We start from the raw sequence: 24,555 nt of genomic DNA, 5'->3' as shown, positions 1-24,555 counted from the left end.
CGAATGGCCGTTGGATGCAGCTTTTGCGCCAGCTCTGGTTCTTCATTGATTGTTAAATCGTATTCGCGAGCAGGCTCGCTCCCACAGGGGAATACATTCCAAGGTGGGAGCGAGCCTGCTCGCGAAAGCGGTTGATCATCCGCCGATAATCTTCATGACGGTAGCACCGCCAGAGAACGCCACTTCCTGCTTATCCCCCAACGCCTTGACCAGCAAGCGCTGGAGCGCCGGCAGCGCCTGATGACGCGGCTTGTCGAGCAGATCGCCGACATAGTGGCGGTTGCTCGACGACAGGCAGCCATGCAGCCAACCGGTCGACGACAGGCGCAAACGCGAGCACGTCCGGCAGAACGGCACGCTTTCGTTGGCGATCACACCGAAGTTGCCCAACCCCGGGATCGCATAGCGCACGGCCGTGGCATCCACTGGTGCATCGGTTTGTGCGTACTCATAACGTTCGCCAATCAGCTCCAGCAACTGCTGCAGGCTGACGAACTGTTGCAGGAACGCATTGTTGTCCTTGGCCAGATGCCCCATGCGCATCAGCTCGATGAAGCGCAGTTCGTATCCACGTTCCAGGCAGTAATCCAGCAGCGGCATCACTTGATCAAGGTTCTGCCCACGCAGCGGCACCATGTTGACCTTGATCTTCATCCCCGCGGCTTTCGCCTGATCCATCCCGTCGAGCACCGTGGCCAGATCGCCACCACGGGCGATGCTGCGGAACGCGCTGGCGTCGAGGGTATCGAGAGAAACGTTGATCCGGCGCAGACCGGCATCGACCAGCAACGGGAGTTTTTTCGCGAGGAGTTGACCGTTGGTGGTCAGGCTGATGTCTTCCAGACCCATCTTGCCGACAGCGGTCATGAACGATTCGAGCTTGGGGCTGACCAGCGGCTCGCCGCCAGTGATGCGTAGCCGTTCGATGCCGGCGGCTTCGATCAGATACGCCACGCCACGCGCCATGGCTTCAGCCGACAGCTCATCCTGCGCAGCCACCAGCCGCTTGCCGTTAGGCACGCAGTAGGTACACGCGTAATTGCAGGCTGAGGTCAGGCTGATGCGCAAATTGCGAAAACGCCTGCCTTGACGGTCAACGATCATGATCACTCCGGCGAAAGAATTTCGAGCCGCTAAAACTTGACTCACAAATCAAGTTTTAGCAAGCCCTATGCCTGAGTATATTCCTGCGGTACTGCGTCATGTAGCGAAATCATGGCGCAATAAGGCAGCTGAATGGCTCAGCTGCTTGGCGTTTCCGGATCACGCTTGCGCTTGTTGCCCATGCGCACCCCGATGTCCATCAGGAACTGGAAGAAACCTTCCTGATCTTCCAGCACGTTGCTCCAGAACGGCGAGTGATACAGCGCGACAGCGCCGTGCACCAGCGCCCAGGATGCGCAGTAGTGGAAATACGGCGGCACGTCTTCGAGCTTGCCTTCGCTGATGCGGCCCTTGATCAGCAGGGTCAGGCGTTCAAAGTTCGAGGCACGGATCTTGTGCAGCTCCTCGACCATTTCCGGCACCTGATTGCCCTTGACCACCTTCTCTTCGAGGCGGTCGAACAGGCGATAGCGCTGCGGGTCACGCATGCGGAATTCGAAGTAGGCGCGGGACAGCGCTTCCTTGTCCTTGTCGACATCGGCCGAATGCAGCAGCTCGTTCAAATCGCGCTCGTAATCGAGCATCAGGCGCAGATAGATCTCGGCCTTGGATTTGAAGTGCTTGTAGATCGTGCCTTTGCCGATACCCACGGCATCAGCAATCATCTCGACGGTGACACTGTCTTCACCTTGGTCGAGGAACAGCTTGAGCGCGGTATCGAGAATTTCTTGCTCGCGGCGACGAAACTCACGGACCTTACGAGGTTCTTTGTGCATAAGAAAAGGTCTGAAGGGTCAAAATTCGAAGCCGCGTATTATGCCTAACTTGCGCAAAAATGCACGGATCATCCGACCATATCTGTGTTTCTTGTTCATTTTGAGAACGTTTTGGGCGCAATGAGAACTCAACTGAAGCAAACGTATTCCAAATTTGTTTAAAAACCCCGACCGGCTCACTGGACTGCACGCCAGACTGATCAATACTTGAACTGTCGGGCGACATCTCCCCCAAGTGTCGCGCCGATAAAGGTACCAAGGGACCGCGTGCCTTTGTTTTACTCCTAATGGTCTTAACCCGGATTCACCCCCCAGAACCCGGGTTTTTTTTGCCTGCGATTTGGCTAAGGCCTACAGGGCAGATTTAACACTGGCCAGCGGGAACAGACGCTTGAAGTTCTCGGTGGTCTGCTCGGCAAAACGCTCGTAGTTTTCACCGCGCAACATCGCCAGGAATTCCGCCACTTCGCGTACATACTGCGGCAGGTTGGGCTTGCCGCGATAAGGGATCGGCGCCAGATACGGTGAATCGGTTTCCACCAGCAAGCGATCCGCCGGAACCTTGCTCGCGACATCGCGCAACGCATCGGCATTGCGGAACGTGACGATGCCCGAGAGGGAAATGTAATAGCCCATGTCCAAAGCGGCTTTGGCCATGTCCCAGTCTTCAGTGAAGCAATGCAGCACACCGGCCTGCGGCAAGGCTGCTTCACGCAGCAGCTCAAGAGTGTCGGCGCGGGCGCCACGGGTGTGGATGATCACCGGTTTGCCAGTCTGCTGCGCCGCTTGCAGGTGCAGACGAAACGACGCCTGCTGCAGCTCAGCGGCTTCCGGTTCGTAGTGATAGTCGAGGCCGGTCTCACCGATCGCCACCACTTTCGGGTGATTGAGTTCGTGCAGCAGCCAGTCCAGCGCAGGCGCCGCGCCCGGTTGCACATCCAGCGGATGCACGCCGACCGAACAATCAACGTCGTCATAACGCTCAGCCAGGGCTTTGACGTCGGCGGCGTTGTCGGCACTCACGCCGATGCACAGGAAGTGCCCTACTCCGCGCTGCCGGGCCGCATCGAGTGCAGCATCCAGCGAGCCGTCATGGGCGGCGAGGTCGAGGCGATCAAGGTGACAATGGGAATCTACGAGCATAAAAATACGGCTACTTACATCGTATGAGTGGGACGGTCGGATTTCAGGGCTCCGGCCAGATGGGTTTCGATGCGACTGCGCGCGGTGTTGTCGCCATCGTTGAACTGCACGCCGACACCGGCGGCACGATTGCCCTGCGCCCCTTTGGGCGTGATCCAGGCGACCTTGCCGGCCACCGGAATCTTCTCTGCCTCGTCCATCAGGTTGAGCAGCATGAACACCTCGTCGCCCAACTTGTAGCTCTTGTTGGTCGGGATGAACAGACCACCGTTCTTGATGAACGGCATGTAAGCCGCATAGAGCACCGACTTGTCCTTGATGGTCAGGGACAAAATGCCGTTGCGCGGCCCCGGGCTGACGGGTTCATTCATGTTGACCTCCACTGCTGATGTTCAGAGTCTAGGTACACATTCTTATCTTTGACCAGGCAATCCCGCCCATTGCACCAACAACGCTTCCAGCAGCAAGGCCGGGTTGAGGTTGGCCTTGCTCATGACTTTCTGGCGCTGGGCGAGAATCCAGTCCTGAATCTCCAGCACTTTGCCCTGCGCACTTTTCTGCGCCAAGTACTGCACGACTTTACGCATGTCGGTCAGACCGAGACCCGCTTCATCCTGGGTCAATTGATACCGCAGGATCAGGCTCGACCAATCGCAGAACCAGTCGAACAGACGCAGCATCGGAATGCTTTTCCATTCTTCCGCCAGTTGCGTCGGCGATTGCTGCTGCTTGAGCAACCTCTTCACGCCTTCGACCACTTGCGCGCGCTGTTCACGCACGCCTTGGGATTGCAGGCTGACCGCCATCAACGGCGAACCGGCGGCCAGTGTCAGCAATTCGACACGTTCGTCTTCGGTGCAATCCGGTAGCGCCTGGGCCAACCATTGCAGGCTCATTGCCTCGCCCGGCAACGGACAGGCCTGCTGCACGCAGCGGCTCTTGATCGTCGGCAGCAAACGACTGGTCTGATGGCTGACCAACAACAAAACCGTATCGCCAGACGGCTCTTCAAGACTTTTCAGCAAGGCGTTGGCGGCGTTGATGTTCATCGATTCAACCGGCTCGATCAGCACCACTTTGCGCCCGCCGAGTTGCGCGGTCTGCACCACGAAGCTGACCAGATCGCGCACCTGATCGACCTTGATCGCCTTGTCGGCTTCTTCCGGCTCGAGGACGTAATTATCCGGATGACTGCCAGCCTTGAGCAGCAGGCAGGATTTGCACTCGCCGCAGGCTTCTGGCGTCGGCCGCTGACACAAGAGGCTGGCCATCAAGCGCTCGGCCAACGCGCGCTTGCCAATACCGGCCGGCCCATGCAGCAGATAGGCGTGCGCGTGCTGCTTACGCCCGGCCAGTTGCTGCCAGAGGCTGTCTTGCCACGGGTAGGCCTCAGCCACGGGCCAGCTCCAGCAAGTTCGGAATCAGGGTATCCAGCGATTGTTGAACCTTGACCAATGGCTGGCCGGCATCGATCCGTACATAGCGCGCAGGATCGGCCTCAGCTCGCTTGAGGAATGCACTTCGCACGGCCTCGAAAAACGCCCGGCCTTCCAGTTCAAAACGATCCAGACGACCACGGGCACTGGCGCGGGCCAGACCGATCTCCACCGGCAGATCGAAAATCAGGGTCAAGTCCGGACGCAAATCGCCCTGTACAAAAGTTTCCAACGCGGCGATGCGCTCCAGCGACAAGCCGCGACCGCCGCCCTGATAGGCGTAAGTGGAGTCGGTGAAGCGATCGCACAGGACCACCGCGCCACGGGCCATGGCCGGGCGAATCACTTCGGCCAGATGCTGGGCACGTGCGGCGAATACCAGCAACAGTTCGGCATCCGGATTCATGACTTCGTCGGCCGGCGCCAGCAGCACTTCGCGGATCCGTTCGGCCAGCGGCGTGCCACCCGGCTCACGGGTCAGCACCACTTCGACACCGGCGGCGCGCAGGCGCTCGGCGAGGTATTCGCGGTTGGTGCTTTTGCCGGCGCCTTCCGGGCCTTCAAGGGTAATAAACAAGCCAGTCACAGGCAGTCCTTAATCAACGTCATTGCGTGTTTTGTGGGGCGGCGGCTTCTGGAGCCAGCGCAGGCTCCTGAGGCGTAACTTGCGGCAACGATTCCGGGGCTGTATCCGGAGATGCTGCGGGAATCGCCTCCTCAGCAGCGGGAGCCGCTTCAGGCGTTACCGCCGGCGCAGGGCTGGACCGGTAATCCGCGCGGCGCTTGAGCTGATACTCACGGACCGCATTGTTATGCGCATCGAGATCATCAGAAAACACATGGCTGCCGTCGCCACGCGCAACGAAGTACAGGCTGGTGCCGTCCACCGGATTCAGCGCTGCGTGAATCGCTTCACGCCCGACCATCGCGATCGGCGTCGGCGGCAAGCCGGGGATCACATAAGTGTTATACGCCGTCGGCTCTTTCAGATGCGCGCGGGTCAGTTTGCCGGTGTAGCGATCGCCCAGCCCATAGATGACGGTCGGATCGGTCTGCAACTGCATGCCCAAGGCCATGCGACGTACAAAGACGCCAGCAATCTGCCCGCGCTCCTGCGGCACGCCGGTTTCCTTTTCGACCAACGATGCCATGATCAGCGCTTGATACGGCTCGGTATATGGCACATCGGCAGAACGACTCTCCCACTCTTTCGCCAAAACTTCATCGAGACGATCGAAAGACTTCTTCAGCAGCTCGACATCGGACATACCGCGCACGAAACGGTAGGTATCAGGGAAGAAACGGCCTTCCGGAAACAGACCTTTATGGCCGATTTTGGCCATGACATCGCTGTCACTCAAACCGTTGAGGGTCTGCTCGACCTTGTCATCCTTGGCCAACGCGGCGCGCACTTGATGGAAATTCCAGCCCTCGACCAGCGTCAGGCTGTACTGCACCACTTCGCCACGCTTCCACAAGTCGATCAGACCATTGACGGTCATGCCCGGCTGCATGCGGTATTCGCCGCTGTGGATCGGTGTACCGGCGAGGTTGAAGCGCCAATAGACCCGTAGCCAGAACGCGTCCTTGATGACGCCATCGGTTTCGAGGGAAAGGAACGTACGGGTCGGAGTGGAGCCTTTCGGCACATCCAGCAGTTCTTCCTGCGTGATGTTCAGAGGCTGTTCCAGTGCGCTGTGAATCTTCCAGGCGCTGGCGCCCATCAACAGCCCTGCCAGAACCAGTCCGGTTTCCAGCAGCAGCAAAAGTTTACGTCTCACTAATCAGGCATCCAGTAGGGCGCGGGCAATGGTTTGCAGTTTACGGGTGAGCGGGCCAACCGGCCAGCTCAGTGCAGCACAGGCGCGTACCGGCCAGACGCCATACACGCTGTTGCAGACAAACACTTCATCAGCCCATTGCAGCTGATCGAGGCTGATGTCGGCGATTTGCGTGGGGATGGCCAACGACTCGGCCTGAAACAATATTTCGGCGCGCATCACACCGGCGACGCCGCAGCGTTTCAGGTCAGGTGTTATCAACACTCCGTCGCGCACGATGAACAGATTGCTGAACACCCCTTCAATGACACGACCGACCTGATCGAGCATCAAGCCTTCGGCGTGTTCGCTGTCCTGCCATTCGGCACGGGCGAGAACCTGTTCAAGGCGATTGAGGTGTTTGAGTCCGGCGAGTAGCGGCTGTTTGGCCAGTCGCGTGTTGCACGGAAACAGGCGAACGCCGTGCTCGGCATGAACCGAAGGATAGGCCGCAGGAGGATTGCCTTGCAGAATGCGGCGGCCCGGTGCCGCCGGATCGGGGGCATAACCGCGCAAACCGTCGCCACGGGTAAGGATGAGCTTGAGTACACCTTCGCCCATCGTGGCGGCGTAGCTCAGCAGCTCGTGGCGAATCAGCTCGATATCGGCGGCGATGGCCAGACGCGAACAGCCATCGGCCAGGCGCGTCAGGTGTCGATCCAGCAGGATCGGCTGGCCGCTACGCACGGCGATGGTCTCGAACAGACCATCGCCGTAAGCCAGGCCGCGATCTTTCAGCGACAGAGCGTCAGCCGGTTGACCGTCGACCCAGCAGTCCATCAGCCTGCAAACCGGCGGAACGCCAAGGTGCCGTTGGTGCCGCCAAAACCGAAGGAGTTGGACAGCACGACATCGATGTCCATGTTGCGCGCGGTGTGCGCCACGAAATCGAGGTCGCAGCCTTCGTCCGGCTCATCGAGGTTGATGGTCGGCGGCGCTACCTGGCTGTTTATCGCCAGCACGCTGAAGATCGCTTCAACCGCGCCCGCCGCACCCAACAGGTGACCGGTCATCGATTTGGTCGAGCTCACTGCCAGTTTGTAGGCGTGATCACCGAACACGGTCTTGATCGCATTGGCTTCGGCGAGGTCGCCGGCCGAAGTCGAAGTACCGTGAGCATTGATGTATTGCACTTGATCGGCGTTGATCTTCGCATCGCGCAGCGCGTTGGTGATGCAGCGTGCTGCACCGGCGCCGTCGGCAGGTGGCGAGGTCATGTGGAACGCGTCGCCACTGGTGCCAAAGCCGATGAGTTCAGCATAGATGGTCGCGCCGCGCGCCTTGGCGTGCTCCAGCTCTTCGAGAACCAGGGCGCCGGCACCGTCGGACAGGACGAAACCGTCACGACCCTTGTCCCATGGACGGCTGGCACGGGTCGGCTCGTCGTTACGGGTCGACAGCGCACGGGACGCGCCGAAGCCGCCCATGCCGAGGCCGCAGGCGGCCATTTCGGCACCGCCGGCAATCATCACGTCGGCTTCGTCGTACATGATGTTGCGTGCCGCCATGCCAATGCAGTGCGTACCGGTGGTACACGCGGTGGCGATGGCGTAGTTAGGCCCCTGTGCACCCAAGTGGATGGACAGGAAACCGGAAATCATATTGATGATCGAGCCAGGCACGAAGAATGGCGAGATTCGACGCGGGCCCGTCTCGTGCAGGGTGCGGCTGGTTTCTTCGATGTTGGTCAGACCGCCAATGCCCGAACCCATGGCCACGCCAATGCGCTCACGGTTGGCGTCGGTGACTTCAAGCCCGGCATTGCGTACGGCTTGAAAGCCCGCAGCGAGACCGTACTGAATGAACAAGTCGAGCTTGCGCGCTTCCTTGACCGACAGGTATTCCTCGACATTGAAGCCCTTTACCGAGCCGCCAAAGCGGGTGGAATAGGCAGAAAGGTCGGTGTGTTCGATCAGACCAATGCCACTGCGGCCAGCCAGAATGCCCTGCCAACTGCTCGGCACATCCGTGCCCAGTGGCGACAACATACCCATACCGGTGACTACGACGCGTCTACGCGACACAGCACTCTCCTTTTTCAAATGACGACGACTTTGCATCAGGCCTAAAGAAAAAACCGCACGCCATGATGGCAGTGCGGTTTTTCCATGACAGCAAACAACGATTACAAACTATTACGCCTGGTGGCTAGTAACGTAGTCGATTGCAGCTTGTACAGTAGTGATCTTCTCAGCTTCTTCGTCAGGGATTTCGGTCTCGAATTCCTCTTCCAGAGCCATCACCAGCTCAACGGTGTCAAGGGAGTCGGCACCCAGGTCTTCTACGAAGGAAGCGGTGTTGACCACTTCTTCTTCTTTAACACCCAGTTGCTCGGCAACGATTTTCTTGACGCGCTCTTCGATGGTGCTCATACCTTGTTTTCACTCCTAATGGACAAATTCAGGCAGCTGGCCAGTGGGTAAGTGTATAGAAAGACTTTTCAGTTTTTCAACTGAAAGCTTCACTCCTCAAACCCTGCAGCCCTCTGCCTATAAATAGATTGCAGCTTTATAACGGATTTTAGACAGCTCGTATGACATTTTTTTGAAGCAATCCGTCACATTTTACTTACATGTACATCCCACCGTTCACCGGGATTGTAGCCCCAGTGACGTATGCCGCACCGTCGGATGCAAGAAAAGCGACCACAGACGCGATCTCTTGAGCTTGTCCCAGACGACCCAGCGGAATCTGCGTCTGCAAGGCTTCACGCTGTGCTTCAGGCAGCTCGCGCGTCATATCGGTGTCGATAAACCCTGGGGTTACCGAGTTGACCGTAATCGAACGCGAACCGACTTCACGCGCCATTGCACGGCTGAAACCTTCCAGACCGGCCTTGGCGGCTGCATAGTTTACTTGGCCAGCGTTGCCCATGGCACCCACTACCGAGCCAATACTGATAATTCGACCCCAACGCGCCTTGGTCATGCCGCGCAAAACGCCCTTGGACAGGCGGAATAGACTGTTCAGATTGGTATCGATCACGTCGTACCACTCATCGTCTTTCATGCGCATCATCAGGTTATCGCGGGTGATACCGGCATTATTCACCAGGATCGCCACCGGCGCACCAAACTGCTCCTGAATGCTGGCCAACACTGCGCTGACCGATTCATCGCTGGTCACGTTCAGCTCAAGGCCAGTGCCCTGAATACCGTTTTCCTTCAGGGTCGCAGCAATGCGCTCAGCACCCGAAGCGGAGGTCGCGGTGCCAACAACAATGGCGCCCTGACGACCCAGCTCCAGCGCGATAGCCTGACCAATGCCGCGGCTTGCACCGGTGACCAGTGCAACTTTACCTTGCAGACTCATGCAAGTTTCTCCTGATTCAGGCTTGCGCTGCACGAGCGGCAGCGAAAGCGTCTGGGGTATTGAGGTTGGAAGTCGCCACGCCTTCGGCGCAACGCTTGTTCAGGCCGGCCAGGACTTTGCCTGGGCCGCATTCGACCAGATTGGTCGCGCCTTTAGCAGCGAGAGTCTGTATCGACTCGACCCAGCGCACTGGCTTGTAGAGTTGTTCGAGCAGATCACGCTTGAGGGTTTCCAGATCGGCCGGCACTTGCGCGCTGACGTTCTGTACCACCGGGATCTGCGGCGCCTGCCAGTCGATGGCGGCGATGGATTCGGCAAAGCGCTCGGCGGCCGGACGCATCAGCTCACAGTGTGACGGCACGCTCACCGGCAGCGGCATGGCACGCTTGGCGCCACGCGCCTTGCAGCCTTCGATGGCACGCTCGACAGCAGCCTTGGCACCAGCAATCACCACCTGGCCCGGGGAGTTGAAGTTAACGGCACTGACCACTTCACCCTGCGCAGCTTCGGCGCAAGCAGCCAGCACATCAGCGTCTTCCAGACCGAGAATGGCAGCCATGCCGCCCTGCCCGGCCGGAACCGCTTCCTGCATCAGTTGACCACGGCGCTCAACGAGCTTCACCGCGTCAGCCAATGTCAGGCTGCCAGCAGCGACCAGCGCGCTGTATTCACCCAGGCTGTGACCGGCAACAAAGGCCGGACGCGCACCGCCTTCCGCCAGCCACAGACGCCACAGGGCGATCGAAGCGGTCAGAATGGCCGGTTGGGTTTTATCGGTCTGGTTGAGCAGCTCTTCCGGCCCCTGCTGGGTCAGCGCCCACAGGTCATAGCCCAGAGCCTCAGAGGCTTCTTTGAAAGTTTCGAGGATCAGCGGATATTCCGCGCCCAGCTCGGCCAGCATGCCGAGGGACTGCGAACCCTGTCCTGGAAAGACGAATGCGAGGGAAGCAGACATGTAACAAGCCCCTAATGATCTTGTCGTCGAAAAATGACGCCCCACTGAGGGACGCAAGAAACTGACAGTTGGATGGCCCTTTGAACCGGGCGGTCACATTTAAGCATTGTCCGACGAAAACGCCTAAGACAACAGATCCTCCAGACGACCGTGGAGGCGTTCAGGAAGATTCTCCTGGATCTCGATCAGCGCACGCTGAATCGCACTCTGAAAGCCCTGAACCCCGGCAGAGCCGTGACTTTTCACGACGATACCTTGCAAGCCGAGAAAGCTTGCGCCGTTATGTCGCGCCGGCGCCAGATCCGCCTGCAAGCGCTTCATCAATGGCAGGGCCAATGCACCGACAGCACGCGAAGCGAAATTCTTTTTGAACAGTGCCTCGATACGCGCCGCGATCATCGTCGCCAGACCTTCGCTGGACTTGAGCAGGATATTGCCGACAAACCCGTCGCAAACGACCACATCTGCTTCACCGCGATACAACCCGTCGCCCTCAATGAAGCCGATATAGTTGATGCCGCGAGCAGCCTGCAACAGTGTCGCCGCGAGCTTGACCTGCTGATTGCCCTTGATGTCTTCGGTGCCGATATTCAGCAGCGCCACGCGCGGGCGATTGATCCCCAGCGTCTGCGCCGCCACCGAACCCATCACCGCAAACTGCAGCAAATGCTCGGCACTGCAATCGACATTGGCGCCCAGATCGAGCAACTGGCAGTAGCCCTTCTGCGTCGGGATCGCCGCCACCATCGCCGGACGATCAATACCCGGTAACGTCTTCAGCACAAATCGCGACAACGCCATCAACGCACCGGTATTGCCGGCACTGACACAGGCCTGAGCCTTGCCATCACGCACCAGTTCAAGGGCGACACGCATCGACGAGTCCGGCTTGCCACGCAAGGCCTGAGTCGGCTTTTCGTCCATGGTGATGACTTCGCTGGCCGCAACAATCGTCAGGCGCGCGCGATCGGCAGCCGATTGGCCGTTGATCAGTTCTTCAAGAAGGGAGGGTTGACCGACGAGGGTCAGGTGCAACGAGGGCGTAGCACACAGGCAAGCAAGGCTGGCCTGAACAATGCTGCGGGGACCGAAGTCCCCGCCCATTGCGTCAATCGCGATGACTTGAGCGGACAAGTGATTACTCGTCAGCGCCCTTGTCGATCACTTTACGGCCACGGTATACGCCTTCTGGCGATACGTGGTGACGCAGGTGAACTTCACCAGTGGTTTTTTCTACAGACAGGGTGCTAGCCTCGAGAGCGTCGTGCGAACGGCGCATGTCACGGGCAGAGCGGGATTTTTTGTTCTGCTGAACAGCCATAATTGATTAACTCCTAAACGTTTGGGTCACGCTTTAACTGCGCCAATACACTGAACGGGTTGGACCGCGTTGACTCGTCCTCGCTCGGTTCGGGCTCATCGAGACCCGCCGGCTGCTGGCATTCTTCCGGATGATGAGCAGGCACAATGGGCAAGGCGAGCAGAAGCTCCTCCTCGATCAGTGACTGCAGATCCAATGGATCTTCGCCCAGTTCCAGCACGTCATAACCTTTCGGCAACGACTGGGTATTCGCACCCTCTTTCACCACAGCATAACTGCATTCGCTGTGGATCGGCAGGGTGACCAGCTCAAGACAACGCTGGCAAACCATTTTGACTTCGGTGTCGATAAAGCTGTGGATTACCACAGATTTACGTTCATCTCGTTCAAAAACGAATTTCGCCTGCACCGTACCGACATTGTCGGAAAGCGGGTCGCAGAGTCTCTCCAAATCGGCCAGCAGCATTTCACCTTGAAGGGTGGTGCCACGGTCAGCCAATTTGCGCGGGTCAACGTGAGGTGGAATCGGGTCATTCAACATAGGCGCAGCATTATAGGGATGCACCCACCCATGTCAAAGGAAATTGTGCCCTGTCCGTCACTTGCGTGCCTCCGCTAGAATCCGCACCTGCCTCAGGAGACGTGAATGCTGCCTTTATTACTCGCTTCAAGCTCGATCTATCGTCGCGAATTGCTCGCCCGCCTGCACCTGCCGTTCGTCTGCAGCTCGCCGGACATCGATGAAAGCCATCGCCCGGGCGAGTCCGCCATCGAACTGGTCAAACGCCTCGCCGAACAGAAAGCCCGAGCATTGGCCGACAGCCACCCCGCTCATCTGATTATCGGTTCGGACCAGGTCGCCGTGCTCGGCGAGCAGATTATCGGCAAGCCGCACACCTTCGACAAGGCCCGCGAGCAACTGCTGGCAGCCAGTGGCGCCAGCGTGACCTTCCTGACCGGACTGGCCCTGCTCAATAGCCAGACAGGCGAGTGCCAGGTCGATTGCGTGCCGTTTACCGTGCATATGCGCCAACTCGACCAGGCGCGCGTTGAGCGCTATCTGCGCATTGAGCAGCCCTATGACTGCGCTGGCAGCTTCAAGGCTGAAGGACTGGGGGTGAGCCTGTTCCAGTCTACTGAAGGGCCGGACGCGACCAGCCTGATTGGCCTGCCGCTGATTCGGTTGATCGACATGTTATTGGCTGAGGGTGTGCAGATTCCTTAAAAGCAAAAGATCGCAGCCTGCGACAACTCCTACAGGATTCATGCCACCACAAAAATGTGATCGGACATGAAACGTGTAGGAGCTGCCGCAGTCTGCGATCTTTTGATCTTTACAACGAATTAACGCAACGAAGGCCCGTGGAAACCCATCCACATCGCCAACTGCTCGGCCACGCTGGCACCGAGCCTTTTCGAGAAGCGATCAAACGGCGATTCCTGAACGGTGAAGTCCACCATTTCTTTCTCGCCAATCACATCCCGCGCCACCGAACTGGCATTGCCCAGGCCATCGATCAGACCCAGCGGCAGCGCCTGCTCACCCGACCAGACCAGCCCGGAGAACAGCTCCGGATGATCCTTGTCTTTCAGGCGATCGCCACGACCCTGCTTGACGCTGTTGATGAACTGCTTGTGCGTAGTGTCCAGCACAGTTTGCCAGAACGCCGTTTCATCAGACTTCTGCGGCTGGAACGGATCGAGGAACGACTTGTGCTCGCCCGAGGTGTACGTACGACGCTCGACACCCAGCTTCTCCATGGTGCCGACAAAGCCATAACCAGCCGCCGTCACACCAATGGAGCCCACCAGACTCGCCTTGTCGGCGTAGATCTGATCCGCCGCACTGGCGATGTAATAAGCACCGGACGCGCCCAGATCGGAAATCACCGCATACACCTTGACCTCCGGATGCAGGCCGCGCAGACGCTTGATCTCGTCATACACATAACCCGACTGCACCGGACTGCCACCCGGGCTGTTGATCCGCAGAATCACACCCTTGACCTTCTTGTCCTCGAACGCCGCTCGCAGACTGCCGACAATGTTGTCGGCGCTGGCCGGCTCCTTATCGGCGATCACGCCGGTGACATCGATCAACGCGGTGTAGTTATCGCTACGGGTGGCGCTCTTTTCCATATCCATCAGCGGCGTGAACAGGATCAGCGCAATAAACAGATAAACAAACGTCAGCAGTTTGAAGAAGATCCCCCAACGCCGTGAACGCCGCTGCTCTTGCACACCGGCCAGCAGGGTTTTTTCCAACAGATTCCAGCTTTTCTGATCACCGTCGTCGGCACTTGCCTTGGCCGGTGCTTTCCATTCGTCGGTCATGCCATCCACCCCAGCAAAAACGTATTAAGCCTGCTTCTCCAGCCAGGCATGCAATTCGGAAAAACGATCGATCGACAGGCGCGGCTCGAACTGCTGCAGCGATTCGATCGATTGCGCGCCGTAACTGACCGCCACCGAGTCCATCCCCGCGTTACGCGCCATCAGCAGATCGAAGGACGAATCGCCGACCATCAGCGCCTGATCCGCACGCACACCACAATGAGCAAGGATCTGCTCCAGCATCAGAGGATGCGGTTTGCTGGCAGTTTCATCCGCAGCGCGGGTGATATCGAAATAGTCTTCCCAGCCAGTGGCTTTGAGCACTCGATCCAGCCCGCGACGATTCTTGCCGGTGGCGACAGCCAGGTGATAGCCCTGCTCACGAAACGACGCCATGGACTCGACTACGCCTTCGAACAACGGCGAAGGCACGGCTTCTGCGGCAATGTAGTGATCGGCGTAATACTCGCGAAACAAGGTCATTTCGGCATCGCTGATCTCGGGATACAACGTGCGAATCGCCTCGGGCAGGCCCAAGCCGATGATGCCTTTGACAGCGAAATCATCACGCAACTCGAAACCGGAACGCCCGGATGCAGAGTGCATGGCCTCGACGATCCGATGGATGGAATCGGCCAGCGTGCCGTCCCAATCGAAAATCAGCAGTTTGTAATCAGATGGGCGCACTCAATCGCTCCACGGTCTTGGCCCACATTTCATCGACCGGCGCCTGCAAGGTCAGCTTGCCGCCATCGGGCAGCGGCACGGTCAGCATGTAGGCGTGCAGGAACAGGCGCTTGCCGCCCAGATCGCGGATTTCCTTGGTGAAATCCTCATCGCCATACTTGCTGTCGCCAGCAATGCAATGGCCAGCATGCAAAGTGTGCACGCGAATCTGGTGGGTGCGACCGGTCACCGGTTTAGCCTCGACCATGGTGGCGAAATCACCGAAACGGCGCAGCACCTTGAACATCGTCAGGGCTTCTTTGCCTTCTTCGTTGACTTCAACCATGCGCTCGCCGGAACGCAGATTGCTCTTGAGCAATGGCGCGCTGACTTTCTTGATCGAGGTCGCCCAATTGCCGCGCACCAGCGCCATGTAGCGCTTGTCGACACCATCGCCGCGCAATTGCTCGTGCAAGTGGCGCAACATGCTGCGCTTTTTGGCGATCATCAGCAGGCCGGAGGTGTCACGGTCAAGACGGTGAACCAGTTCCAGCTCTTTGGCATCGGGACGCAACTGACGAAAGGCTTCGATCACACCGAAATTCAAGCCACTGCCGCCGTGAACCGCAATGCCGGCGGGCTTGTTGATCACGATCAGCGCTTTGTCTTCGAAGACAATCGAAGCTTCCAGGCGCTGCAAAAGGCCTTGGGCGAGTGGCACCGGCTCGTCACGTTCAGGCACGCGAACCGGCGGCACGCGCACGATATCGCCGGCCTGCAGCTTGTATTCGGGCTTGATCCGACCTTTGTTCACGCGCACTTCGCCTTTGCGCAAAATGCGATAAATCAAGGTCTTGGGCACGCCTTTGAGCCGGGCGAGGAGGAAATTGTCGATTCGTTGGCCGGCATACTCCGGCGAGACTTCAAGCAATTGAACGCCTGGAGTCGAAGGGGCAGTAGTTGTCATGCCGCGGATGATAACAATTTTTATGGAATTGAAGCACTTAATCATTGCTGCTATAGTCGCGAACGCCGCCAAAAGCGGCCTGGACAGCGGAACCACGGTCAAAAACCGGCCCTGACCAACGCAATTCACCAGGACGCGAGGCCGTCCTACGGGGCTTTCGCTACGTAACGGTGGAGTTTTCAGTTGTAACAAGCGCAGGTGACATGAGGCCTGAATTACACCGTCGAGCAGAGTTTTTACTCGCCTGACAGGCACACATTCAAGGCCAGTTCACAAGGTGCAGTCAGCTGCAGATGACCCCGAGCGAATGCTTCGGAAACAACGCCTGAATTAGCCATGATGCGTGACCTCCCCTTTCGGAGCTCACGGTAAATGCCAACCCGCTGCGGATTCTGCGCGCGGCAGCACCCGAATTATCAGGGATACGTGTAGGGTGGAGATGCACAACCGCTGGACTGTGTAGCAATAGGCTTTATCAAGACGCTTCATCTCGTCCACAGCCGCTGGTTGATTCCTCCTCCTGACTGAGTGCTTAAGTAGCCACAGCAAGCAGGACGCGTACGTCGCTATATCGGCCCAATTGGCCGCATATCGCTGGACACGGGAATGGCCAACCACTCCCGACGCACCTGACACCGACCGTGAGAAGTCGTGTGTGCCGAACGCCGTTTCCGGCAGCCCGGAAACCGACGGTACTACATGAAAAGAATGCTGATTAACGCAACTCAACCCGAAGAGTTGCGTGTTGCACTGGTAGATGGCCAACGCCTCTACGACCTGGACATCGAATCCGGTGCACGCGAGCAGAAGAAGGCCAACATCTATAAAGGCCGCATCACTCGCATCGAACCAAGCCTTGAGGCTGCCTTTGTCGATTTCGGCTCCGAGCGCCACGGCTTCCTGCCCCTCAAAGAAATCTCCCGCGAATACTTCAAGAAAGCCCCTGAAGGCCGCGTCAACATCAAGGACGTCCTGAGCGAAGGCCAGGAAGTCATCGTTCAGGTCGAAAAAGAAGAACGTGGCAACAAGGGCGCCGCCCTGACCACCTTCATCAGCCTGGCCGGTCGTTACCTCGTGCTGATGCCGAACAACCCGCGCGCCGGCGGTATCTCCCGTCGCATCGAAGGCGAAGAGCGCAACGAACTGCGTGAGGCGCTGAACGGTCTGGTTGCACCGGCCGACATGGGTCTGATCGTGCGCACTGCCGGCCTGGGCCGCAGCAGCGAAGAAATGCAGTGGGACCTCGATTACCTGCTGCAACTGTGGACCGCCATCAAAGAAGCCTCGCTGGATCGTTCCGCGCCATTCCTGATCTACCAGGAAAGCAACGTGATCATCCGCGCCATCCGCGATTACCTGCGCCAGGACATCGGCGAAGTGCTGATCGACAGCGTTGAAGCCCAGGACGAAGCCCTGACCTTCATCCGCCAGGTGATGCCGCAGTACGCCAGCAAGATCAAGCTGTACGAAGACAGCGTGCCGCTGTTCAACCGTTTCCAGATCGAAAGCCAGATCGAGACCGCTTTCCAGCGCGTCGTTGAACTGCCTTCCGGCGGCTCCATCGTCATCGATCCGACCGAAGCCCTGGTGTCCATCGACATCAACTCGGCGCGCGCCACCAAAGGCAGCGACATCGAAGAAACCGCCCTGCAGACCAACCTTGAAGCCGCCGAAGAAATCGCCCGTCAGTTGCGCCTGCGCGACATCGGCGGCCTGATCGTCATCGACTTCATCGACATGACCCCTGCCAAGAACCAGCGCGCCGTGGAAGAGAAAGTCCGCGAATGCCTGGAAGCCGACCGCGCTCGCGTGCAGATCGGCCGCATCTCGCGCTTCGGCCTGCTGGAAATGTCCCGTCAGCGCCTGCGTCCATCGCTGGGCGAAAGCAGCGGCATCGTCTGCCCGCGTTGCAACGGTACCGGCATTATCCGTGACGTTGAATCGCTGTCGCTGGCGATCCTGCGCCTGATCGAAGAAGAAGCCCTGAAAGACCGCACTGCCGAAGTGCGCGCTCAGGTGCCAATCCCGGTCGCCGCGTTCCTGCTCAACGAAAAACGCAACTCGATCACCAAGATCGAACTGCGCACCCGTGCTCGCATCATCATTCTGCCGAACGACCACCTCGAAACGCCGCACTTCGAAGTCCAGCGTCTGCGTGATGACAGCCCGGAAGCCGCGACCAACCAGTCCAGCTACGAAATCGCCGCTGCCGCTGCCGAAGTCGAAGAAGTCCAGCCAGCCGCTGCGACCCGCACCCTGGTTCGCCAGGAAGCTGCGGTCAAGACTGCCCCGGCCCGCGCCAACGCTCCGGTTCCGACCGAAGTGGCCGCACCTGCCGCACCGGCACCGGCTCCAGTTGCCGCGCCAGAGCCAAGCCTGTTCAAAGGCCTGGTGAAGTCGCTGGTCAGCCTGTTCGCCACCAAGGAAGAGCCAGCCGCTCCGGTAGTGGTTGAAAAACCAGCCAGCGAGCGTCCGGCCCGCAACGAAGAGCGTCGCAACGGTCGTCAACAGAGCCGCAACCGTAACGGTCGCCGCGATGAAGAGCGCAAGCCACGCGAAGAACGTGCACCGCGTGAAGAACGCGCCCCACGTGAGCCGCGCGAAGAGCGTCAGCCACGCGAAGCCCGTGAAGTCCGCGAGCCTCGTGAAGCCCGTACCGATGCTGCTCCGGCAGCCCGCGAAGAGCGTGCACCACGTGCTCCGCGTGAAGAACGTGCACCACGCGCACCGCGCGAAGACCGCAAGCCACGTGGCGAGCGTGAAGAGCGTGTGCGTGAACTGCGTGAGCCACTGGACGCCGTTCCGGCGGCTGCAGACACCGCTGTCGTCACCGCTGAAGAGCGTCCGGCCCGTCAGCCACGTGAAGAGCGCGCACCCCGTCCGCCGCGTGAAGAGCGTCAGCCACGTGCCGAGCAGGCCGCTGCTGCCGTTGCTGAAGAAGAAGTGAACCTTAACGAAGAGCAACTGCCGGAAGACGGTTCGGAGAACGCCGAAGGCGATCGTCCACGTCGTCGCTCGCGCGGTCAGCGTCGTCGCAGCAACCGTCGTGAGCGTCAGCGTGATGCCAACGGCAACGTGATCGAAGGTTCGGAAGAATCCGAAGCTGGCGAAAACGCTGAAGAGCCAAGCACTACCGATCTGGCCGCTGGCCTGGCGGTGACTGCTGCTGTTGCCAGCAGCGTGATCAGCGCTCCGGCGGAAGCACAAGCGCACGAGCAAGCTGAACGCGCTACCGCCGCAGTGCAGGAAACTGCTGCAGTGGAAGCGCCGGTTGTTGAAGCAACTACGCCAGTAGAAGTGGTTGCTGCTCCGGAAGTCGAAGTAGCACCGGTGCAGGAAACTCTGCCTCAAGTCGAGCCAGCGCCAGTTGTGGTTGCCGAGCCGGCTGTTGAAACCGTTGCTGAAACCGTGACCGAAACCGTGCGTGAAGTTCGCGAAGAGCAAACTGCCTTCAACTGGGTTGCCGAGCCGGCTGTCGCTGAAACGCCAGCGCCAGTGGTTGAAGCACCGGTTGTTGAAAAGCCAGTGTTCGAAGCACCTGCGGTTGAAGCTCCTGTGGTTGAAGACACCAAAGTTGCCGAGCCAGAGGTCGTTGCTGAACCAGCGCCAGCTGTCGAAGCGCCAGTGGTTGAAGCCCCGGCTCCAGTCAGCGCGCTGACGCCAAGCGGCCGCGCGCCAAACGACCCGCGTGAAGTGCGTCGTCGCAAGCGTGAAGAAGAGCGTCTGCAGAAGGAAGCCGAACTGGCTGCCGCTGCTGCTCCTGTTGCTGAAGTGGTCGAGGCAGCGCCTGCCCCGGTCGCTGAAGAAGCGGTTGTCGAAGCGGTGATCGCTGAAGCACCACGCTCCGTTCAGGACGCGGTCGAGCAACACCAAGAGGCCGAAGAAAAAGAACACGAGCCTAAACCTCTCGTGTAATTTCCAAAGCCAATAAAAAGCCCCGCCCGATTATTCAGGCGGGGCTTTTTTATGCCTCGATTTTTTGTGGTGGATTCTAGATCCACCCCCCTCACCCCAGCCCTCTCCCCACGGGGCGAGGGGGAAAGGGAGCCGATCTCCCTGTGCTTCAAGGCCGGAGTTCGACTCGAAGTTTCAGGTCGGTGTACCTTGAAAGAACACCTCGGTCAGTCCCCTCTCCCTCTGGGAGAGGGTTAGGGTGAGGGCTCTAAGGAATTCACACAAACCTCAAGACGCGGTAAAAACCAAAGCCTCAGGCACATCGATATCCCACAGAACACCTGAATCATCGACAACAATCTCTACCACCCTGCCCTGCTTGAACAACGGCCTGGCCCCACGATCGCCGCTCAACGCCTGCAACCCCAAACCAAACGACCGCCCAAACCCCACCGGATGACCAAACTCGCCATCCTGTACCGGCACGCCCACCGCATCATCGGCAATGGCCGCAACCACCCGCTCGATAGTGGAAGGCAAGATAAACGGCATATCACCCAGCACAATCAACCAGCCATCAGCCTCCGGGCATGCCGCGACGCCAGCGGCAATGCTGTCGCCCATCCCGGTCGATGCAATCGAGACAACGTCACAGCCATAAGCCTGCGCCATGCGCATTGCCTGCGGCCGCGCCTCAGTTGTCACCATGACGCGCTTATCAAGACCGGCAGGGAGGTTCACCAACACCTGCTCGATCACCGAACGCACCGCACCATCCCGCCCGGTGCAGTCCGCCAGCAACTTGTCCTTATCGGCGCCCGCCACCTGGCGAAAGCGACTGCCCTCGCCCGCTGCCAACACAATCACTGCAATGGATCGACTCATGCGTCCTCCAAAGTTTTCTTCTGCTTCAACTCGACGCCGTTCTTGATCGCGACGATTTCCGCCAGCAAGGACAAGGCAATTTCAGCCGGCGAATGGCTGCCGATGTGCAGACCGATCGGGCCGTGCAGGCGATCGATCGCCTGTACCGACAAGCCTAGCTGAGCCAGATTCTCCCGACGCTTCTGACTGTTGACCCGCGAGCCCAGAGCGCCGACATAGAAGGCCGGCGAATCCAGCGCCGTGAGCAACGCCATGTCATCCAGACGCGGGTCGTGAGTCAGCGCGACAATCGCCGTGCGCTCATCGGTCTTAATGCTCAGCACCGCGTCATCCGGCATGCCGGGGACGAAGCGACCGTGATGCTCTTCCCAGCCGTAAACGAATTCGCTGCGCGGGTCGCAGATCAGCACTTCAAAATCCAGTAGCCGCGCCATGTCCGCGACGTAGCGCGACAACTGCCCGGCGCCGATCAGCAGCAGGCGCCAGCGCGGACCGTAGATCGCGCGCAGGGTTTTGCCGTCGAACGCCAGCGAATCGGCTTTGCTCGCCGCCGTCAAAACCACTTCACCGGTTTCAATGTTCAGCTCACGGGCAACGATCTCGTGAGCTTCACAACGCGCGAGCAACTCGGCAACCCACGCGGGATCGCCGATCCGTTCTTCAGTCAGGCGCAACGTGCCGCCACAAGGCAAGCCAAAGCGCGCCGCCTCCTCTCGCGTGACGCCATAGGTGATCAATTGCACCGGCGGCCCATCGCTGGCGATACGCCCATCGTGCAAACGGGCAATCAAGTCATCCTCGACGCACCCGCCCGACACCGAACCGATCACCACGCCATCCTCACGCAAGGCGAGCATGGCACCGGGCGCCCGGGGCGCGGTGCCCCAGGTCTGCACCACGCTGAACAGCACCACCCGCTGTCCGGCGCAGCGCCATTCGAGCACACTGCGCAGGACGTTGAGGTCGACGCTGTCCATTACGCCTCTGCCTTCTGCCAGCCTTGCAACTGATAACGCACCGGCAGATTGCGAATGCGTTTGCCGGTGGCGGCAAAGATCGCGTTACACAATGCCGGGGCAATCGGCGGCACGCCGGGTTCGCCGACACCGCCCAACGGCACATCACCCGGCGGCGTGACCAAATGAACCGCAACTTCCTTCGGCGCCAGCGACATGCGCGCCACTTCATACATATGGAAGTTGTCCTGCTGGACCTTGCCGTCCTTGAAGCTGATTTCGCCGAGCACCGCATTACCGAGGCCCATCACGCAGGCGCCCTCGAACTGCGAGCGAATGCGCTCAGGGTTGATCTGCGGCCCGCAATCCACGGCAATATCAGCCTTGTGCACGATCAGCGTGCCGTCGTCCTTGACCTCGACTTCAATCACCGCCGCCACGTAGGTGACGAAACTGTAATGCACCGCCAGGCCGAGACCACGGCCCTTGGGCATTTGGCGTCCCCATCCGGCCGCCTTGGCCGCCGTCTCCAGCACGGTGCGCATACGGCCGGTATCAATCGGATAACGCTCGGGAGACTCGCCGTAGTTCCACTCTTCACTCAAGGTGCGCGGGTCGATCTGCCGGTCCGGGCCAAGCAGTTTGATCTGGTACTTGAGCGGATCCTCACCGGCCTTGTGCGCCAGCTCATCGACGAAGCTCTGGATGGCGAAACCATGGGGAATGTTCGACACCGAGCGATACCAACCCACCCGCGAGTGCACAGTCGCTTCGGGGTTTTCCAGGCGCACATTGGGAATCGCGTAAGCCATGTTGGTGAAGCCCATGCCCAGTTCGAACGCCGCTTCATGATTCATGCCCGGCGCGAACAGCGCGGTGATGCTCGGCGCTACGGTGCGATGCAACCAGCCCGATGGCATGCCGTCCTTGCCGACGCCAGCCTTCAGATATTCGGCGGACACGGTGTGGAAATACGAGTTGTGGATGTCGTCCTCGCGTGTCCACTGCACCCGCAGCGCTTTGCCGGGAAATTCTTTGGCGAGGATCGCCGCTTCGACGACGAAATCCGGCTTGGATTTGCGTCCGAAACCACCGCCGAGCAGCGTGACATTGAAGGTGACGTTGTCGAATGGCAGGCCAAGGCGCTCAGCAATTCGTTCGCGGGTGACTTGCGGCGCCTGACTCGGCGCCCAGGCTTCGCAAACGCCGTCCTTGTAACGGGCGATGGCGACCATTGGCTCCATCGGTGCCTGGGCCAGATGCGGTAAATAATAGGAAGCCTCGAGAGTGCTGGCAGCGCCGCTGAGAGCCTTGTCGATATCGCCGGTGTTGCGCACCACTTTGCCGGACTTGAGCGATGCGGCTTCCAGCTCCTTGCGATAGGCGATCGAGTCATAACTGGCGTTCGGGCCATCGTCCCACTCGATTTTCAGCGCTTCGCGGCCCTTGATTGCCGCCCAGGTGTTGCTGGCCACCACGGCCACGCCACCCAACGGCTGGAATTCCGAGGGCAGCGGACGGCTTTCGATCTGCATCACTTTAAGCACGCCAGGGACTTTCAGCGCGGCGCTGTCGTCCAGCGATTTGACCTTGCCGCCGTACACCGCCGGACGGGCGATGGTCGCGTACAGCATGCCGTCAAAATGCACGTCCGCGCCGTATACCGCGCGACCGTTGACGATGTCGTCACCGTCGATCGCTCGGGTGCCTTCCTTGCCGATATAGCGAAATTCCGCCGGCTGCTTGAGGCGCAGACTGTCGCGTGCCGGTACTGGCAACGCACTGGCCGCAGCGGCGAGTTCGCCATAGCCCAGCTCACGACCGGAAGGCTTGTGAATCACCTTGTGCAACTGCGCGTGGCATTCGCCCACTGGGACTTTCCACTGCGAGGCCGCTGCCTGCTCCAGCATCGTGCGGGCCGCCGCGCCACAACGACGCATCGGTTCATACCAGTGACGCATGCTGCGCGAACCGTCGGTGTCCTGGTTGCCGAAACGCACCTCATCACCCGGCGCCTGCTGCACTTTGACGTGGGCCCAATCGGCCTCCAGCTCATCGGCGACGACCATGGTCAGACTGGTGCGCACACCCTGGCCCATTTCCGAACGGTTGCACACAACGGTGACGGTGCCATCAGCGGCGATGCTGACGTAGACCTTCGGATCATCAATCCAGCCGTTGGGCATGCCATCGGCGCCGAACTGTTTCGGTTTGTCTTCAGCCAACGCATCCTGCCAACCCCAACTGGCGGCCAACACCAACGCACCGGTGGCGCCGACGCCTTTGAGGAAACCTCGACGGCTGAGATTGCTCAGGGCGAAATCGTTCGGTAAGCGGCTCATGCCTTGGCCTCCTTCAAGTGAGTGGAAGCCTGACGGATAGCGGTTTTGATTCGGTTGTAGGTGCCGCAGCGACAAATGTTGCCGACCATGGCCTCTTCGATCTGCTCGTCGCTCGGGTTTGGATTGGTTTTGAGCAACGCGGTGGCCGACATGATTTGCCCGCCCTGACAGAAACCGCACTGCGCGACCGCCGAATCGAGCCAGGCTTGCTGGACCACCTGCCCCACCGGGTCGGCGTGCAGGTTGTCGATGGTGGTGACATTCTGGCCGACCACCGAGCCAATCGGCGTGATGCAACTGCGCGCCGGCAAACCGTCGATGTGAATGGTGCAGGCGCCACACAGGCCCATGCCGCAGCCGAATTTGGTGCCGTTGTAACCGGCAACATCACGAATCGCCCACAACAGCGGCATGTCTTCAGTGACATCGAGGGGATGGTCTTGACCGTTGAGTTTCAGGGTAATCATGGGCACGCCCGCATATTTTTGGTGGTTATGGGGTCGAGCAATCTGCCGCCGTTGAATCGGCGGTGGTTCACGCAGATCGACTCAGGCTAATGAGGCTCTCTTGTGCCGACGCGAACGTCTGCACCGGGCCTTTGGTGGAGCAAATGACGGTTATCGTTAGCTCGCTAAGTTAACCCA

24 protein-coding genes are annotated in these 24,555 nt (G+C 59.5%); 2 read left to right on the top strand and 22 right to left on the bottom strand.

Annotated features, from left to right (window positions below):
- Positions 1-135 precede the first annotated feature (135 nt).
- The 15 genes from ACWR1S_RS17425 to ACWR1S_RS17355 all read right to left on the bottom strand — a co-directional run bounded on the left by ACWR1S_RS17425 (position 136) and on the right by ACWR1S_RS17355 (position 12,408).
- Entirely contained in the window at positions 136-1,104 is a 969-nt protein-coding gene (locus ACWR1S_RS17425) for a GTP 3',8-cyclase MoaA (RefSeq protein ID WP_454564363.1), read from the bottom strand.
- Positions 1,105-1,241: 137 nt separating this feature from the next.
- Positions 1,242-1,880: a TetR/AcrR family transcriptional regulator gene (locus tag ACWR1S_RS17420; RefSeq protein WP_007908276.1), complete on the bottom strand. Its 639-nt coding sequence runs from the start codon at positions 1,878-1,880 to the stop codon at positions 1,242-1,244.
- A gap of 351 nt (positions 1,881-2,231) precedes the next feature.
- Positions 2,232-3,023: a TatD family hydrolase gene (locus ACWR1S_RS17415; protein WP_064120367.1), complete on the bottom strand. Its 792-nt coding sequence runs from the start codon at positions 3,021-3,023 to the stop codon at positions 2,232-2,234.
- A gap of 14 nt (positions 3,024-3,037) precedes the next feature.
- Positions 3,038-3,394, bottom strand: coding sequence for a PilZ domain-containing protein (locus ACWR1S_RS17410; RefSeq protein ID WP_007950801.1), 357 nt, complete (start codon positions 3,392-3,394; stop codon positions 3,038-3,040).
- Between the two features lie 42 nt (positions 3,395-3,436).
- Positions 3,437-4,420, bottom strand: a complete 984-nt coding sequence (locus ACWR1S_RS17405) for a DNA polymerase III subunit delta' (protein ID WP_454564362.1) — start codon at positions 4,418-4,420, stop codon at positions 3,437-3,439.
- Entirely contained in the window at positions 4,413-5,045 is a 633-nt protein-coding gene (gene tmk / locus ACWR1S_RS17400; RefSeq protein ID WP_454564361.1) for a dTMP kinase, read from the bottom strand. Before tmk ends, ACWR1S_RS17405 begins: the two co-directional genes overlap by 8 nt.
- Before the next feature lie 19 nt (positions 5,046-5,064).
- Positions 5,065-6,240 carry an endolytic transglycosylase MltG gene (mltG, locus tag ACWR1S_RS17395; protein ID WP_454564360.1) on the bottom strand — a complete coding sequence of 392 codons (1,176 nt, stop codon included), beginning with the start codon at positions 6,238-6,240 and terminating at the stop codon, positions 5,065-5,067.
- Between the two features lie 3 nt (positions 6,241-6,243).
- A complete protein-coding gene (gene pabC / locus ACWR1S_RS17390) occupies positions 6,244-7,059 on the bottom strand; it encodes an aminodeoxychorismate lyase (protein ID WP_454564359.1) in 816 nt (271 codons plus the stop codon).
- Positions 7,059-8,303, bottom strand: coding sequence for a beta-ketoacyl-ACP synthase II (gene fabF / locus ACWR1S_RS17385; protein ID WP_034155353.1), 1,245 nt, complete (start codon positions 8,301-8,303; stop codon positions 7,059-7,061). The genes pabC and fabF overlap by 1 nt, the downstream gene beginning before the upstream one ends.
- A 111-nt stretch (positions 8,304-8,414) precedes the next feature.
- Positions 8,415-8,651, bottom strand: coding sequence for an acyl carrier protein (acpP, locus tag ACWR1S_RS17380; protein WP_003175607.1), 237 nt, complete (start codon positions 8,649-8,651; stop codon positions 8,415-8,417).
- A 196-nt stretch (positions 8,652-8,847) separates the two neighbouring features.
- A complete protein-coding gene (gene fabG / locus ACWR1S_RS17375; RefSeq protein ID WP_008086267.1) occupies positions 8,848-9,591 on the bottom strand; it encodes a 3-oxoacyl-ACP reductase FabG in 744 nt (247 codons plus the stop codon).
- Positions 9,592-9,607: 16 nt separating this feature from the next.
- Positions 9,608-10,546, bottom strand: coding sequence for an ACP S-malonyltransferase (gene fabD, locus ACWR1S_RS17370; protein ID WP_454564358.1), 939 nt, complete (start codon positions 10,544-10,546; stop codon positions 9,608-9,610).
- Positions 10,547-10,669: 123 nt separating this feature from the next.
- Positions 10,670-11,680 (bottom strand): phosphate acyltransferase PlsX, encoded by a 1,011-nt coding sequence (plsX, locus tag ACWR1S_RS17365; protein WP_454564357.1) that lies wholly within the window; start codon positions 11,678-11,680, stop codon positions 10,670-10,672.
- Positions 11,681-11,684: 4 nt separating this feature from the next.
- Positions 11,685-11,867, bottom strand: a complete 183-nt coding sequence (gene rpmF / locus ACWR1S_RS17360) for a 50S ribosomal protein L32 (protein ID WP_003179396.1) — start codon at positions 11,865-11,867, stop codon at positions 11,685-11,687.
- 13 nt (positions 11,868-11,880) lie between these two features.
- The gene (locus tag ACWR1S_RS17355) at positions 11,881-12,408 is read right to left on the bottom strand and encodes a YceD family protein (protein ID WP_007908248.1); all 528 of its coding nucleotides are present in this window, start codon (positions 12,406-12,408) and stop codon (positions 11,881-11,883) included.
- Positions 12,409-12,513: 105 nt separating this feature from the next.
- On the opposite strand from ACWR1S_RS17355, the gene ACWR1S_RS17350 reads away from it, so the two are divergent.
- A complete protein-coding gene (locus ACWR1S_RS17350) occupies positions 12,514-13,092 on the top strand; it encodes a Maf family protein (protein ID WP_454564356.1) in 579 nt (192 codons plus the stop codon).
- Positions 13,093-13,211: 119 nt separating this feature from the next.
- Here ACWR1S_RS17350 and sppA read toward each other — a convergent pair whose 3' ends face one another.
- The 3 genes from sppA to rluC are packed head-to-tail and all read right to left on the bottom strand — an operon-like array spanning position 13,212 to position 15,834.
- Complete coding sequence (gene sppA / locus ACWR1S_RS17345) at positions 13,212-14,201, bottom strand: signal peptide peptidase SppA (RefSeq protein ID WP_454564355.1); 990 nt, start codon at positions 14,199-14,201, stop codon at positions 13,212-13,214.
- A 24-nt stretch (positions 14,202-14,225) separates the two neighbouring features.
- Positions 14,226-14,888 carry an HAD-IA family hydrolase gene (locus tag ACWR1S_RS17340; RefSeq protein ID WP_454564354.1) on the bottom strand — a complete coding sequence of 221 codons (663 nt, stop codon included), beginning with the start codon at positions 14,886-14,888 and terminating at the stop codon, positions 14,226-14,228.
- Positions 14,875-15,834 (bottom strand): 23S rRNA pseudouridine(955/2504/2580) synthase RluC, encoded by a 960-nt coding sequence (gene rluC / locus ACWR1S_RS17335; RefSeq protein ID WP_038364486.1) that lies wholly within the window; start codon positions 15,832-15,834, stop codon positions 14,875-14,877. Before rluC ends, ACWR1S_RS17340 begins: the two co-directional genes overlap by 14 nt.
- Before the next feature lie 699 nt (positions 15,835-16,533).
- Between rluC and rne the strand changes: the two genes are divergently transcribed.
- Positions 16,534-19,749, top strand: coding sequence for a ribonuclease E (rne, locus tag ACWR1S_RS17330; protein ID WP_454564353.1), 3,216 nt, complete (start codon positions 16,534-16,536; stop codon positions 19,747-19,749).
- 267 nt (positions 19,750-20,016) lie between these two features.
- On the opposite strand, the gene ACWR1S_RS17325 is transcribed toward rne, so the two are convergent.
- The 4 genes from ACWR1S_RS17325 to ACWR1S_RS17310 are packed head-to-tail and all read right to left on the bottom strand — an operon-like array spanning position 20,017 to position 24,378.
- The gene (locus tag ACWR1S_RS17325; protein WP_454564352.1) at positions 20,017-20,613 is read right to left on the bottom strand and encodes a nucleotidyltransferase family protein; all 597 of its coding nucleotides are present in this window, start codon (positions 20,611-20,613) and stop codon (positions 20,017-20,019) included.
- Entirely contained in the window at positions 20,610-21,590 is a 981-nt protein-coding gene (locus ACWR1S_RS17320; protein WP_454564351.1) for an XdhC family protein, read from the bottom strand. Before ACWR1S_RS17320 ends, ACWR1S_RS17325 begins: the two co-directional genes overlap by 4 nt.
- Positions 21,590-23,911, bottom strand: a complete 2,322-nt coding sequence (locus tag ACWR1S_RS17315; RefSeq protein WP_454564350.1) for a molybdopterin cofactor-binding domain-containing protein — start codon at positions 23,909-23,911, stop codon at positions 21,590-21,592. The genes ACWR1S_RS17320 and ACWR1S_RS17315 overlap by 1 nt, the downstream gene beginning before the upstream one ends.
- The gene (locus tag ACWR1S_RS17310) at positions 23,908-24,378 is read right to left on the bottom strand and encodes a (2Fe-2S)-binding protein (RefSeq protein WP_123466814.1); all 471 of its coding nucleotides are present in this window, start codon (positions 24,376-24,378) and stop codon (positions 23,908-23,910) included. Before ACWR1S_RS17310 ends, ACWR1S_RS17315 begins: the two co-directional genes overlap by 4 nt.
- Positions 24,379-24,555 lie beyond the last annotated feature (177 nt).

The organism is Pseudomonas sp. AIG (genome assembly GCF_977020205.1).
Note: the sequence above shows the minus strand (reverse complement) of the source record. Positions and strands in the feature narration are given on the sequence as shown.

Coding starts and splice junctions, on each gene's coding strand:
- ACWR1S_RS17425 (WP_454564363.1), bottom strand. CDS start 1,104: ATGATCGTTGACCGTCAAGGCAGGCGTTTTCGCAATTTGCGCATCAGC.
- ACWR1S_RS17420 (WP_007908276.1), bottom strand. CDS start 1,880: ATGCACAAAGAACCTCGTAAGGTCCGTGAGTTTCGTCGCCGCGAGCAA.
- ACWR1S_RS17415 (WP_064120367.1), bottom strand. CDS start 3,023: ATGCTCGTAGATTCCCATTGTCACCTTGATCGCCTCGACCTCGCCGCC.
- ACWR1S_RS17410 (WP_007950801.1), bottom strand. CDS start 3,394: ATGAATGAACCCGTCAGCCCGGGGCCGCGCAACGGCATTTTGTCCCTG.
- pabC (WP_454564359.1), bottom strand. CDS start 7,059: ATGGACTGCTGGGTCGACGGTCAACCGGCTGACGCTCTGTCGCTGAAA.
- acpP (WP_003175607.1), bottom strand. CDS start 8,651: ATGAGCACCATCGAAGAGCGCGTCAAGAAAATCGTTGCCGAGCAACTG.
- fabG (WP_008086267.1), bottom strand. CDS start 9,591: ATGAGTCTGCAAGGTAAAGTTGCACTGGTCACCGGTGCAAGCCGCGGC.
- fabD (WP_454564358.1), bottom strand. CDS start 10,546: ATGTCTGCTTCCCTCGCATTCGTCTTTCCAGGACAGGGTTCGCAGTCC.
- rpmF (WP_003179396.1), bottom strand. CDS start 11,867: ATGGCTGTTCAGCAGAACAAAAAATCCCGCTCTGCCCGTGACATGCGC.
- ACWR1S_RS17355 (WP_007908248.1), bottom strand. CDS start 12,408: ATGTTGAATGACCCGATTCCACCTCACGTTGACCCGCGCAAATTGGCT.
- ACWR1S_RS17350 (WP_454564356.1), top strand. CDS start 12,514: ATGCTGCCTTTATTACTCGCTTCAAGCTCGATCTATCGTCGCGAATTG.
- sppA (WP_454564355.1), bottom strand. CDS start 14,201: ATGACCGACGAATGGAAAGCACCGGCCAAGGCAAGTGCCGACGACGGT.
- rluC (WP_038364486.1), bottom strand. CDS start 15,834: ATGACAACTACTGCCCCTTCGACTCCAGGCGTTCAATTGCTTGAAGTC.
- rne (WP_454564353.1), top strand. CDS start 16,534: ATGAAAAGAATGCTGATTAACGCAACTCAACCCGAAGAGTTGCGTGTT.
- ACWR1S_RS17325 (WP_454564352.1), bottom strand. CDS start 20,613: ATGAGTCGATCCATTGCAGTGATTGTGTTGGCAGCGGGCGAGGGCAGT.
- ACWR1S_RS17320 (WP_454564351.1), bottom strand. CDS start 21,590: ATGGACAGCGTCGACCTCAACGTCCTGCGCAGTGTGCTCGAATGGCGC.
- ACWR1S_RS17315 (WP_454564350.1), bottom strand. CDS start 23,911: ATGAGCCGCTTACCGAACGATTTCGCCCTGAGCAATCTCAGCCGTCGA.
- ACWR1S_RS17310 (WP_123466814.1), bottom strand. CDS start 24,378: ATGATTACCCTGAAACTCAACGGTCAAGACCATCCCCTCGATGTCACT.